Below are 12,536 nucleotides of genomic sequence, written 5' to 3'. Positions count from 1 at the left end.
CACGTGAACCGTCACCCGACAGCAAGATCGCTAAAGCAGGTGAATGTTTACCGAACGACGAAACCCCTCCCGGTCCTCCTCGAGCGCGTCGTCCGACAGCTTCACCTCCGATACAAACGGTTCGGAGTTCGCGACGTGTGCGTCCAGCGAAAGCTTGGTCAGCTCGCGGTATTCTTTCGTCACCTCGTCGGCGGCGCGGTTGAAGGACAATATCGCTTGCTGGTATGTGACGGTCATCGTATGAGTCGTGTCGCTCACGAGCTTGTCTGGATTCGACCGGCCTTCGTCAGTGTCTGCCTTGCCATGGAACGCCGCCCGCTCCTCGCTCAGCGATACTTCGAGCTTGCGGCGGATCGGACGGGCTTTGAAATCGACGTCCTCGGCCAAGTCCTGCCGCCATTGCGCGCCTTTCTTCGTCAGGTTGTCGGCCTGCGCCATGGCGTCTTGCAGTTTCGCTTCCATCGCCTCGACGTCGTCGGTGCCTTCGAGGCCCGCCAACTGGGTGCGGAGTATCTCGGCCACGCGGTGGATCTCGGTGGTCATCGCGTCGATCGCCTCGTCGAGCTGGGCGGCGCCGCAGGTGGCACCCAAGCCGTTCCACATCTGGTCCTCGAGTGCCGGCAGCCCTGACTTCGCGAGCATTGCCTCGTCGCTCTTGGCCAGCGCCCGCCATTTGCGGTTCGCCGACACCGGCATGACGACGACGTCGGCCTCTGCGATGTTGGTCTCCTTGGCCACTCGTTCGCGGGCTGCGGCCACGACGGGTGCCGGGTCGGGCTTTTTGTCGATCATGGTGACCGCGGTGACGACCACGGGGCAGGCGCGGTACGCGTCCTCCCGGAGAAAGCGCAGTTCGCTGGCCGACAGCGGATCGGTGGCGGTACAGACGAACAGGATCGCGTCGGCCTCGGGCAGCACCTTGACGGTGGCGTCGCGGTGCGCGGGGTTGTCGGAACCGACACCAGGTGTGTCCGCGAGCACCAGCCCCGACGAGAGGATCTCGATCGGCGCGGTCATCGCCACCCGCTGGATGTTCTTGCGGTTGTCTGGATTGGCCTGCTCGGTAACGTACTCGCGCACCTCTCCGAGCGGCACAGGGATCGCTGGTCGGTCAGCGAAATAGACCGTCGCTCCCTCGGTGTCTCCCCACTCCAGGGTCACGACGACGCAGGTCGTGACGTCCACGTCCAGCGGGAACAGGCCGCTGCGTTCCACGATCGCATTGAGCAGGCTTGACTTGCCCCGCCGGAACTCGCCGCAGGTGACCACCTTGTATTGGCCCGACCGAAGCTTCTCCCATGCCCGGTCGAGCCGAGCCCGCCCGCCCTCCGACAGGTCGTCGCCGAGTAGGCCGACAACCTCCGGAAACATTGCGAGAACCTCAACGCGGAGGTCTTCCAGGTCACTCATCTTTCTCCCCGTTCGGCGCGGCTTCCCGGTCGGCAGGCCGCGGTGGCCGCCCGGCGGATCCGGCTCTCAGTGTTCGCCGCCGGGCTGGCCAGCCTCGTCGGCTTACCTGTAGACGACGACCGCCGCGGGCCGGAGGAGCTGGCCGCGCCAGGCGTAACCAGGGCGCACCGTCGCGGCGATCCATTCGGCCAGGTCCGCCTGCCCGGTAGTACGGGTGGCGACGATTTCATGTCGGTCGGGGTCGACCGGACCGTCGTCGGTGATACGGACCACGTCGTACTGGTCGAGCACCTTCGTCGCCTGCTCGCCCAACCATTCCATTATCGCGAGGTTCTCTTCGGCGGATCTCGGCTCTGGTTTGGTGAGATCAGCGAGTTGCTCCACGAGAGCGATGGTCTGGTCCACGACGGGATGCGGCTCGGCCGCCCAAGCTGGCTCCCGCGCCCGGCTTTCCCGACCGGCGTCGGCGCCGAGTTCCACGCTGGCCCGGCCCTGGCCGGCTTCGTCTCGGCCAGCCGAGTTCTGGCCGGGTGGGTCAGCGCTGGCCGGATCGAGGCTGACGGCGCCCGCGCTGTCCGCTGCGGGCTGGTCCGGTGCGCTGGCGAGGTCGGCGAGGTCGCGTTCGGCGGCCTCGAGCCGGTTTCGTAGGTCGGTGGTCCGCGCGCGTTCCTCGTCGAACGCGGCCCGCGTCTCGGCAAGCTCCGCTTCGGACGCGCGCAGTGCCGCCCGCGCGCCAGCGCCTGGAAGCAGGCGTGACAGCCTGATTCGCCGGCTCATCGGTTCGTTCTCCTCGGCGGGGGCGCGATGACTGGCATCACAGCCGCGGGCATTTACAGCTCCGTCGTCTCGAGCAGGCGCCGGGCGTCGGCGACCCGGTACGATAAGCGTTCGTAGCTGGCCAGGACTGTCCTCGCCGCGTTCGCGGTCGGCAGGTCGAGCAATGGCTGCGCGCACCTGCGCGCCCATGCGCCGATCCGCTCCTCGGCCCGCCGTGACATCGCCGCGGGTGACGCCTCCTCGCTCAGCCCGAGCCGGGCCGCGCAGCTGACACCATGTTCGCCAGTCACGGTGAGCAGGTCAACCGCTTCGCTGTCCGTCAGGGTCAGGACGCCCCGGTAGTAGTCCCGCAGCGCGGCGAGTTCGCGGAAGCCGTGAACGTCGCTGCGGGTTTGCTCGACCATCGCCGCCACAGCCGTGACCTCGGGCGACGGTGACCTCCCTGACCGTCCGGCCTCGGACCGACATCGGGTGACGGCGGTCTGGACTTCGCCGAGACCCCGGTCGAGCTTAATGAGCGCCGCGCGGTTACCGAAATGATCGACGATCAGCTTGCGGAGGCGGGCCACCCCACTGTCGACGACAAGCTGTGCCCGCACCTCCGCCTCCGTCATGTCGTCCCTGAGGTGGCGACAGGCGCGTAGCACCCCCCAGACGCCGAATTCGTTAACGAGCGTCGCCCGCCGATCCGCCGGCACGCCGACCTCGGGGAGGTCCTCGGTCGCGAATCGCCCCGCATCTTCTAGCAGGTCGCTAAGATCCTCGAGCCCAAGCTCGCGGTTGAGGTCGGCGAACACGTTGAACAGCTCGCTGCTCGCGGTCTGCGCGCCGCTCGCGACGATGCCGGCCACGGGGACGATCGTGTAGAAGTGTCGCTGCACCACCGGATCCCGCATCAGACGGTCGACGACCTGCCGGGCGCCGTCAGCCATCGGGTCGTAGGCCCATGGTGTGGGACTGCCGGGAAGGCCGGGCCCCGGCGGCCAGTACCGTTCGTCGCAGCGGCTCAGGACGCCAAACGCCTTGAGCGGGTTGACGTCCCGGCCGTCGGCGGCGCTCTCGCCCGCCGAGAAACGGTCCACGGCGATTAGGTCGGTTTCGCCGACCCCGCCACTGAACAGGAAGACGACGGCGTCGGCGCGGTCGACCTCGGCCGTGCTGTCGGCGTGCACGGCGCTTGCATCCCGGCCGGTCGCGCGTAGCACGTCGGTGACCTGGTCGGCGACCACCGGGTCTGTGATGCCGAGGTACCGCGCCGCGTTCGCGGAGTCGACACCGTGCAGACTCGCCAGACCTGGCGTGTCGACCAGCCGGAACGACCGGAGCAACTCGATCGGTGCACCGAACTCGATCTTGCGGATGTCGCGGAGCAGATGAAGGTCCGCCGCGGCGGTGACACTCAGCTTCGCCAACTGGTCAGTCGGGTAATCGACCACAGTGTTGTCGATTAGATGGATCCGCACGGAACGAGTCGGCGCGTGACCTAGCTCGACGACGTTGAAGGTCAATTCGAGCTGGCCGGTCGGCGCGACCTTCTCGCCGACGATCGCGTTGACGACGGTCGACTTGCCGCGCTTGATCTGGCCGGCGACGGCGACGCGCATCGGTTCCCGCTGGCGGTCGGCGCATCGCACCAACGCCTGGGCCAGCTCGAACGTCGCCCGGTCATCGACAGGCAGGATGCTCGCGACTGAGCGGAACCGCTCGACGACGGCGGCGTTGGCCGCGGTCACGGCGGCGGTGCTTGCCCCGGTGCCTGCGTTCATTGCTGCCTGCTGCACGGTTCCCCCCGTTGACATCACGATTCTAGGTGAACGATGCTGCGTGGCGTGTCGGACCCCTGTGCCCAGAAAGAGCGGAACGTGTTGGAAAGATGACTATCGGGTCATGACTCGCCATGATGCACGTCCGTCCCACTGGGCATGCGGCACTGACATGGCACGTTCCGGTCGGCCCTGTGCCGGCGTGAGCGCGGCGCACTCTGCCAGCATGGGCCTGGTCGTGCTCCCTTCCCGAGTGCGGCCAACAACGCACCGGCCTGGCTGGGAGTCACCAACGGCGCTCTGTGAGGAGTCACGCCAGCGGCGGACAGGCTTCTGATCAGGCCAGCAGGTGGACCAGGCTGGTGCCCATGACAGCGACGGACGCGTCGTCGGGAGGGCACACGAACGCGGCCGGATCTCCTGCGAGTCACGTCGAGCCACAGGCCTCAACCTGACGGTCCTCATTCAGGAGCACCGACGCGACACTCACAGATCTCATAATCCGCAGGGTGACCGCGACACCCCCTGACTGAGCCGCCGCGATCTCGCCGTCCGACGGGCCGGCGCTGCATGAGCCTCAGAAAACGGACATGTGCAACCCGGGGGTGGTACCGATCGTCCTCACCCACGCCCGAGCCCTACTCGCCAGCACCCCCGAGGGCCGCACCGCCTACCTCGACGCGGATCTGCGCGACCCGGAGCGCATTCTGGCCGCCCCGGAACTGCGCGACACCCTCGATCTCACCTAGCCGATCGCCCTGTCCCTGATCGCGATCTTCCACTTCATCCCCGACTCCGACGACCCGCACGGCATTCTCCGTCGCTTCGTCGACGTGCTTCCGTCCGGCAGCTACCTCGTTCTCACCCACGGCACCGGCGACTTCGACCCCACGTTGCTGGTGGCGGCCGAGGCCTACCGGCAACGGGGGATTTCCACCCAGCTACGCAGCCGCGCCGAGGTCGAGCGTCTGTTCACCGGGCTGGAGCTGGTCGACCCGGGGGTGGAGGTGGCACACCGCTGGCGGCCCGATGACACCGTGCCCGCTGACCTGACCAACGCCCAGGTCAGCTGCTACGGCGCCATCGGGCGGAAAGCGTAGCCGGGCCGGCTCGCGCTTCGGGAATGGTCAGGCACGGTGGATCAGGATGTCGCCGTCGCCGGTACGGGCGCGCACCTCGACGGTCTCGTCGGTGGGCGCGGGGGCGTGGATGGCGGTCAGTTCGCTGTGCACACCGCCGCGTCCCGAGCGGACGTCCAGCAGGGCGGCGGTACCTTTCCGTACTCCCACTTCGAGCCGGCCGGAACCGGATACGAGCGCGACTGCGCCGCGCACCACTTCGCCGATCCGCACGCTGCCCGAGGCGGTCCTGGCCTCGACCCCCGCCAGCGCGCGGTCGACGGTGATGGCACCGGCGGCAGTGATCAGCCGCGCGTCCCCCGTCACCTCACCGATGGTGACGCCCCCGTTGGCCGTCTTGACTACCGCCGAGCCATCGATCTCGCGGATCCGGATCATGCCGTTCGAGGTCTTGATCTCGGCGTGCCCGGTCGTGCGGCCCACGGACACGTTCCCGTCGGCGGTCCCCAGCCGGAGCCTGCCGGTCTGGTCAAGGTCAATGTCGCCGGTGGCGGTGTGGAAGCTGGAATCGCCCAGGCGGCCCGTGCTCTGGATGTTGGTCATCGAGCTCGCGTCGACCCGCGAACCGGTGGGCAGCTCGACTGTCACGGTGACGGAGCCGTCCGGCCCGGACAGCGAGCGGGCCTTCTTCCTGGGTGCTCTGAGGTGAAGCTTCCCTTCGTCGTACTCGATGAGGGTCTCTCGCGCCGTCTGAACGTCGGTGTCGTGCGACGGGTCGCTCGGGCGTACCTCCACGACCGTGTCGGCGCGGTCGCTCGCGTTGATCCGGACGTGGCCGGTCCCGAGTTCGATGACGGCGAGGATCGGCTCGGGGGTGCGGAAAGTCGGCATGATGATCTCCTTGTGGCGTCGTCAGCCCGGGCGTGGCTTGCCCGGGCGCGGTGAACGCTGGCGCGGCTAGCGCACCCAGCCGCTGTAACGCCGCCCCAGCTGCTGGCCCGCGTGCGGACCGGTGCGCCGTCCCGCGGCACCAGGGTCGAGCGCGGCGGAGACGGCGTGCACCAGCCAGGCGTTGACGGACAGTCCTTCGTGCTCGGCCGCTTCATCGATGCGCGGTTTGAGACGCTCGGGGACGCGTAGCGTGATCCGCGAGGTACGTCCCTCGTCGTCTTCTGGAGCGGCGGACGGTTGCCTGACCACGGCGGCCTTGAAGTCGTCCGCCCCCGAGTGGTCGGTCGGCGGTGGCGTCACGACAAAATCAGGGTCTCGCCCACGCAGGCGTACCTCGACCGAGCCCGGCGCCAACTCTCGGGTGATCTCGTCGGCGGCGGCCGACAGCGCCTCCAGCAGGGCGAGCCTGACGGCCGAGTCCAGGGGCAGAGTGAGCCGCTCGGCCAGCGCGCGGGCGTCCTCACCCCCGGCTTCTGCGGCTGCCGCGAGTTCTCGGCGGAGGTTCTCGACATACGGCGCAAGGTCCATGACGTCATGGTGGCGCCAAGTTGACGTCATGTGCAAGCTCTGGCGGCCAGTAGGACGTCACAGCTGCCGTCGCGGCTGTCGTCGCCTCGGCTGCCCGGCCGGTACGGCTGCCGGCGGGGCGGTCGCGAACCCTCGTTGCGTGCGACGACTACGAAAAGTAGCGATCGTCGGGGTGCTCTCGTCACCGTCGCAGGCCTCGGCGATAGTGGGGCGATCCGCCCGGTGGCGGCGGTGATGCAGACGGGGGTGGATGTGCCGGGCGACGCGCACGGCGTCAGGATGCAGCCACCGCGGGCCACGGATCCGGGGTCACTGGGCCGGCACCGGGTGCTGGGCAGGCTCGGTGCCGGCGGGATGGGTGTGGTCTACCTGGCCGAGGGTCCCCTCGGCCAGGTCGCGGTCAAGTTGATCCGACCGGAGTACGCCGACGATCCGCAGTTCCGGGCGCGATTCCATCGCGAGGTCCAGGCGTGTTTCCGGGTCGGCGGTGCCCACACCGCCCGGCTCGTCGACTTCGAGCTGGAGGCCGAACGTCCATGGCTGGCCACCGAGTTCGTCGACGCCCCGGACCTCGCCGCCCAGGTCGCGGCGGCCGGCCCCCTACCCACCGGGGAGCAGATCATCCTGGCGGCCGGGCTCGCCGAGGCGTTGGCGTCCATCCACGCGGCCGGCCTGATCCACCGCGATCTCAAACCGTCCAATGTGCTGTGGACCGCGGACGGGCCGAAGGTCATCGACTTCGGGATCGCCGCGGCGGCCGAGGCGCGCCCGCTGACCGCGGTGGGCGGAGTCGTCGGCACGCCCGGGTGGCTCTCGCCGGAGCAGGCCACGGGCGGGGAGGTCACCGCCGCCAGCGACGTGTTCGGCTGGGGGGCACTGGTCTGCTTCGCCGCCACCGGCCAGCCGCCGTTCGGCAGCGGCTCCGCCGACGCGGTGGCGTCGCGGATCGCGGCCGCCGAGTTCCAGATCGACTCCGACCGGCTCGCTCCAGAGCTGCACGCGCCCGTCCGCGAGGCACTCGACCGCCAGCCGCCGCAACGGCCTACCGCGCTCGACCTGTGCGAGCGGCTCGTCGGTCACGCCCGGGGGCGCAGATCCCAGTGACGCGCATCCTTCCCGACGCAGCCCGGACACCCACCCCACCGGCTGCACCGCAGATCCCGGGTTCGCCGCAGACCCCGGCACCCGAGCCGCGGGCACGCCGTCGCCGTCGCTGGCTGCTGGTGGGCGCCGGCACCGTCGTGGTCCTCGCGCTCGCGGGGGCGCTCGCCACCGTGCTGGTGGCCGGGGGCAACAACTCGAGCGCGGACAACTCGAGCGCGGACAACTCGACGAGTAGCCGGCAGTCCTTCACCGCCGACGCGCCGTGGCGTCTCGCGATCATCGACCAGATCGAAGGCACCGACAACGGGTGCACGATCATCGTGACCAGCGACAGCACCGGCGAGCAGCAGACGATCAAGGAGGTCTACGGTGCGAAGACCTTCCAGGTACCGCTTGTCGGCGGCTTCCACTGGCAGGCCAACGACCCCGGGTGCTCGGTGACGGCCCGCTCCGGATCGGGGACGGCCGTCCTACCCTTCGCCCAGCAGGCCGGCACCGGCGACACCGACGCGTTCGAGGTCCCCTCGGGCCTTGTCCGGGTCGAGGTCGTGGACTTCGCCGGCTCGGACGACTGCGGGCTGCAGCTCCACGACGCCGCCGACGGCCGGGAGATCAGCTTCGGCACCGCGGCCCGCGGCGGTCCGCCGTTGCTGCTGGACCCGAGCGGACGCACCCAGGTCTACCTGGCCAACCTCACCTGCGGTGTCCGGGTGTCGGCCGCCCCGGGCTGAGCGGGTTCTGTTCCCCGCTGCCCGGCACAGCGACGTAACGGGCGGTGGCCTCGCGGTCCGGATAACCACGGATGATCCAGGCACCACCCTTCGCGGTGCAGTCGTCCGGGCCGGGCAGCGTCGTCCTGCCCTGCCGCCGCCACGCCTCGAACAGCACGCGGATCACCTCGCCGTGCGTGCACAGCACCGCGTCCCCGCTGTCGTCCTGGGTGAGCACGGCGAGCAGGTCGAACGGCGAGGCGCCGACCGCGAGGGCCGAACACCGTTGCACCGGCAGGCCCCGGTCGGCCGCCACCGGCTCGACGGTCTGCTCGCAGCGGACGTACGGGCTGGTGAGAATCCGCGCCAGCGGAATCGGCCGGAGGAGGTCCACTACCGCCCGCGCCTCGCGCTGGCCGCGCCGGCTGAGCGGACGGTGTTCGTCGCGCCCCTGCCACGTGTGTTTCTCGCCGGCATGGGCGTGCCGGAGAAGGACGAAGTCGACCACGTCCGCTCCTCCTATCGACGCGTAGCTCGGATCCTGTCGTCGAACTCCGGCGATCCGCGATCGCTCGCCCTCCGGTCGAAACCCTCTCTGATCATCTACATCGTCCTGCATGCCGGGCAGGGCCGACCCCGATACCGTAGCGGCCCGTACCGACCGGGCGGCCGTAGGGCCGCTCGTGCCACCGCGGTCCGCACGTCGACGGAGGCGGACTGGCCGAGGTCGTCACCGTTGCGCGCGGCTGATGGTTACGGCCGACTGTTCGTGCGCCAGGTTCATCAAAGTGCCATCTGAGCGACCACGGCGGGTAACACGTGGTCCGTTCGTTGGTCGGCTGTTCCCGGTTGGCTTTATGGGCGCTCCGTCGGCGAGGGTCGTCGCCGCTGCGCTGGAGGACTTGTGGACCGTCGTCGCGTGCTCGCGGGGATCGTCGCAGCGCCTTTCGCCGCCGTCCCTCTCCTCGCCCCGGTAGCCGCGTCGGTCGCCCCGGCGGGCGCCCTCGGCTCCGGCGGTGGCCAGCGCCGCCCGACACTGGTGATCGGGCATCGAGGAGCGTCCGGCTACCGTCCGGAGCACACCCTGGCCTCCTACGAACTGGCCGCCCGGTTGGGTGCCGACTTCGTCGAGCCGGACCTCGTGCCCACCAGGGACGGCGTCCTGGTCTGCCGGCACGAGCCGGAGATCGGCGGAACCACCGACGTCGCCGCGCATCCCGAGTTCGCCGCCCGCAGGACGACGAAGATTCTCGACGGCGCCGCGACCACCGGCTGGTTCACCGAGGACTTCACCCTGGCCGAACTGAAGACGCTGCGCGCCAAGGAACGGCTGCCCGAGGTCCGCCCGCAGAACACCAGGTACGACGGCCAGTTCGAGATCCCGACGTTCACCGAACTGCTTGATCTACGCGCCCGGCTGTCCCGGGAACTCGGCCGCGAGATCGGCGTCTACCCGGAGACCAAGCACCCGACCTATTTCGCCAAGGCCGGCCTGCCCCTGGAGCGGCGGCTGCTGGACATCCTGGTCCGGTACGGCCTGAACCACCGGGGCGCGCCGGTGTACGTCCAGTCCTTTGAGACCACGAATCTCTGCGAGCTGCGTACACTCGGCCTGCGCACGGCCTCGGTACAGCTGCTGTCCGCCACGGGCGCGCCGTTCGACCTCGTCAATGCCGGCGACCCGCGGACGTACCAGGATCTGTCGACGCTAGCCGGGCTGTGGCAGATCGCCCGCTACGCGAACGGCATCGGCCCGGACAAGCTTCAGGTCATCCCCCGGGCCGGGGACGGGACGCTGGGTACCCCGACCTCCCTGGTCACCGACGCCCACGCCGCCGGGTTGGTGGTGCATCCGTACACCTTCCGCGCGGAGAACACCTTCCTCCCGAAGGACTACCAGGTGGGCACCAGCCCCAGCGACCTCGGCCGGGCCGTCGACGAACAGGTCGCCTATCTCAAGACGGGCATCGACGGGCTGTTCACCGACCAGGCCGATATCAGTGTCCGCGCCCGGGCCGTCGCCGCCGGCCTCCCGAACCCCGGACCCCCGCCGGCCGACCACCACCCCACTCACTGACCCGCCGGCAGGTCCGCCTCGACATCGGACAGCCGGTTAACCGAGGGTCGGAAGCACCCGTTCGAAGAATTCGTGGTGACCGGCGAACGTGAGCTCCAGCCGGGTGAACTCGTGCGGCGTCACCCAGCGGGCGTCGCTCACCTCGCCCGGGTCGAGGATCAGTTCCTCGTCGGATCCGACCTCGGCGGTCCACCAGTGCAGCTGGTAGCTGCCGTCGTCGGTGTCGCATTCCCAGACCTTCGCAAGGGGGGTGACCGCCAGCCCCACCTCCTCGCGGACCTCGCGAACCAGCGCCGCCGCCTGGCTCTCGCCGGGCTCGATCCGGCCGCTCAGCGGAGCCCAGTAGCCCGGTCTCTGCGCCTGCGGCCCACGCCGGATGACCAGTACGCGACCGGCCCTCAGCAGCACCGCGACCACGGCCTGCCGTTTGCCCACCGCTGCCGTCACGGGAACCAGTGTAGGGAGGGGGCCGACGTCGCGACGGAAAAGTGTGGAGGGTTGGGCACGGTCCGCCAGGCCAGGTCCGGGGATGCACCGTCACCGTGGCCACCCCGTCCTCCGCCGTGGCCAGGAGCAGCCCGTCGCCGCCGGGGAGTTCCACGTCCGGAACGTTCCCGGTCTCTACCTCCCACAGCCGGGTCATCGTGTCTTCCGCCCCGACCGGGCGCCACCGTGGAGCAGACAGCCCACCGGTGGTGTCACCGGCCCGTCCGGCACCACTCCCCACCGGGTTGCCGTGCACGAGGTGCGGCCGATCGTCCATGTCACCCGTACAAGCAGGTCTTCCACCAGGATCGGGAATTCCACCACCGGCTCCCCGGCCCGGGCAGGCGCCCACCGGTGGGCCTTGTCGAACTCCGCCCGCGGAAAGCTGGTGATCAGTGCGCCGTCGCCGTCCAGGACCAGCAACGGCCATCCCCCGCCGGTCACAGGATCACCACCGGATCATCCGGCCGGTGCAGCGGTGCAGCGGTGCAGCGGTGCAGCGGTGCAGCGGTGCAGCGGTGCAGCGGCACGGTCGGCCTCGACGCAGGCGTGCACCACCTCGCCGTCCTCTCCACCGGCGAGCAGGTCGCCAACCCGAAGCCGCTCGCCTGTTCGCTGCGCAGGCTGCGGCGCGCGTCGCGGGCCTACGCCCGGTTGAAGCCGGGAAGCGCTGGCCGACACCAGCGGGCCGCGCACCTCGCGAAGATCCACGCTCGGGTGGCGAACCAGCGCCGCGACGGGCTTCACAAGCTCACGACCCGACTCGCGACGTCCCACGATGTGATCGTGGTGGAGGATCTGCACGTCGCCGGGATGGTCCGCAACCGGCGCCTCGCCCGCGCCGTGTCCGACACCGGCCTGGCCGAGATCCGCAGGCAGCTCGCCTACAAGACCATCTGGTACGGGTCGCGGCTGGTCGTCGCGGACCGCTGGTATCCAAGCTCGAAGACCTGCTCCGGCTGTGGCTGGCGAAACCCAAGCCTGACCCTGGCCGACCGCACCTTTCACTGCCAGTCCTGCGGGCTGGCGATCGACCGCGACGCCAACGCCGCGGTCAACCTGCATAACCTCGTCGACCGCCAGTACATCGGCGACGTTAAAACTGCCCGTGGAGTCGACCGTAAGACCCCGCCTGCGGGGCCGGTGGCTGTGAAGCGGGAACCCGGCACCGCGCCAGCGGGTCAGACCGGGGGTGCCTCACCGAGAGGCGAGGCGGCATGAACATCGCTATCCATCGCTCTCATGTAACGGTGATTCCCCCTCGGGCGATGAGCTGGGCGGCGATGACGTTGCGTTGGATCTCGTTGGTGCCTTCGCCGATGATCATGAGTGGGGCGTCGCGGAAGTAGCGTTCGACGTCGAACTCGGTGGAGGAGCCGTAGCCGCCGTGCACCCGGACCGCGTTGAGCGCGATCTCCATCGCGGTTTCCGAGGCGAACAGCTTGGCCATCCCGGCTTCCAGGTCGCATCGCTCGCCGGCGTCGTAGCGGTCGGCGGCCAGGAGGACGAGCTGGCGGGCAGCGGTGTACTTGGTGGCCATGTCGGCGAGATAGTTGCCGATGGACTGGTGTTTCCAGATCGGCTTGCCGAAGGCCTCGCGTTCCTGGGCGTAACGCAGCGCGTCGTCCAGCGCGGCGCGGGCGATACCGGC

At 69.7% G+C, this 12,536-nt stretch carries 12 protein-coding genes and 2 pseudogenes; 5 read left to right on the top strand and 9 right to left on the bottom strand.

The window, feature by feature from the left end; genetic code table 11:
- Nucleotides 1–30: 30 nt before the first annotated feature.
- The 3 genes from AC08OU_RS16120 to AC08OU_RS16110 all read right to left on the bottom strand — a co-directional run bounded on the left by AC08OU_RS16120 (nt 31) and on the right by AC08OU_RS16110 (nt 3,953).
- Nucleotides 31–1,410 (bottom strand): dynamin family protein, encoded by a 1,380-nt coding sequence (locus AC08OU_RS16120; protein WP_476605229.1) that lies wholly within the window; start codon nt 1,408–1,410, stop codon nt 31–33.
- Nucleotides 1,411–1,512: 102 nt separating this feature from the next.
- Nucleotides 1,513–2,187: a nucleotide exchange factor GrpE gene (gene grpE, locus AC08OU_RS16115; protein ID WP_476600920.1), complete on the bottom strand. Its 675-nt coding sequence runs from the start codon at nt 2,185–2,187 to the stop codon at nt 1,513–1,515.
- Between the two features lie 53 nt (nt 2,188–2,240).
- Nucleotides 2,241–3,953 (bottom strand): dynamin family protein, encoded by a 1,713-nt coding sequence (locus AC08OU_RS16110; RefSeq protein ID WP_476605228.1) that lies wholly within the window; start codon nt 3,951–3,953, stop codon nt 2,241–2,243.
- A 557-nt stretch (nt 3,954–4,510) separates the two neighbouring features.
- Between AC08OU_RS16110 and AC08OU_RS16105 the strand changes: the two are divergent.
- A pseudogene (locus AC08OU_RS16105) lies at nt 4,511–5,050 on the top strand (SAM-dependent methyltransferase); the annotation flags it as partial.
- A 27-nt stretch (nt 5,051–5,077) separates the two neighbouring features.
- Here AC08OU_RS16105 and AC08OU_RS16100 read toward each other — a convergent pair.
- On the bottom strand, nt 5,078–5,920 hold the full coding sequence (locus AC08OU_RS16100; protein ID WP_476600916.1) for a DUF4097 family beta strand repeat-containing protein: 843 nt from the start codon (nt 5,918–5,920) through the stop codon (nt 5,078–5,080).
- A 66-nt stretch (nt 5,921–5,986) separates the two neighbouring features.
- Complete coding sequence (locus tag AC08OU_RS16095) at nt 5,987–6,508, bottom strand: toxin-antitoxin system HicB family antitoxin (protein WP_462188433.1); 522 nt, start codon at nt 6,506–6,508, stop codon at nt 5,987–5,989.
- 222 nt (nt 6,509–6,730) lie between these two features.
- Between AC08OU_RS16095 and AC08OU_RS16090 the strand changes: the two genes are divergently transcribed.
- Together AC08OU_RS16090 and AC08OU_RS16085 are read left to right on the top strand one after the other, a co-directional pair.
- Nucleotides 6,731–7,612 (top strand): serine/threonine-protein kinase, encoded by an 882-nt coding sequence (locus tag AC08OU_RS16090; RefSeq protein ID WP_476600912.1) that lies wholly within the window; start codon nt 6,731–6,733, stop codon nt 7,610–7,612.
- Nucleotides 7,609–8,343 carry a hypothetical protein gene (locus AC08OU_RS16085; protein WP_476600910.1) on the top strand — a complete coding sequence of 245 codons (735 nt, stop codon included), beginning with the start codon at nt 7,609–7,611 and terminating at the stop codon, nt 8,341–8,343. The genes AC08OU_RS16090 and AC08OU_RS16085 overlap by 4 nt, the downstream gene beginning before the upstream one ends.
- Here AC08OU_RS16085 and AC08OU_RS16080 read toward each other — a convergent pair.
- Entirely contained in the window at nt 8,306–8,830 is a 525-nt protein-coding gene (locus AC08OU_RS16080) for a SixA phosphatase family protein (protein WP_462188432.1), read from the bottom strand. The genes AC08OU_RS16085 and AC08OU_RS16080 overlap by 38 nt on opposite strands.
- A gap of 411 nt (nt 8,831–9,241) precedes the next feature.
- Between AC08OU_RS16080 and AC08OU_RS16075 the strand changes: the two genes are divergently transcribed.
- Nucleotides 9,242–10,399: a glycerophosphodiester phosphodiesterase gene (locus AC08OU_RS16075; RefSeq protein WP_476605227.1), complete on the top strand. Its 1,158-nt coding sequence runs from the start codon at nt 9,242–9,244 to the stop codon at nt 10,397–10,399.
- Between the two features lie 36 nt (nt 10,400–10,435).
- Here AC08OU_RS16075 and AC08OU_RS16070 read toward each other — a convergent pair whose 3' ends face one another.
- Together AC08OU_RS16070 and AC08OU_RS16065 are read right to left on the bottom strand one after the other, a co-directional pair.
- Nucleotides 10,436–10,846: an NUDIX hydrolase gene (locus tag AC08OU_RS16070; RefSeq protein ID WP_476593073.1), complete on the bottom strand. Its 411-nt coding sequence runs from the start codon at nt 10,844–10,846 to the stop codon at nt 10,436–10,438.
- 192 nt (nt 10,847–11,038) lie between these two features.
- Nucleotides 11,039–11,329: a hypothetical protein gene (locus AC08OU_RS16065; protein ID WP_476600906.1), complete on the bottom strand. Its 291-nt coding sequence runs from the start codon at nt 11,327–11,329 to the stop codon at nt 11,039–11,041.
- Between the two features lie 69 nt (nt 11,330–11,398).
- On the opposite strand from AC08OU_RS16065, the pseudogene AC08OU_RS16060 reads away from it, so the two are divergent.
- Nucleotides 11,399–12,106, top strand: a pseudogene (locus AC08OU_RS16060) (RNA-guided endonuclease InsQ/TnpB family protein); the annotation flags it as partial.
- A gap of 19 nt (nt 12,107–12,125) precedes the next feature.
- Here the strand turns inward: AC08OU_RS16060 and AC08OU_RS16055 are convergent.
- On the bottom strand, nt 12,126–12,536 hold a 411-nt coding region (locus tag AC08OU_RS16055; protein WP_462203475.1), incomplete at its 5' end, for an acyl-CoA dehydrogenase family protein.

This window comes from Frankia sp. CcMO1 (genome assembly GCF_977945845.1).
Note: the sequence above shows the minus strand (reverse complement) of the source record. Positions and strands in the feature narration are given on the sequence as shown.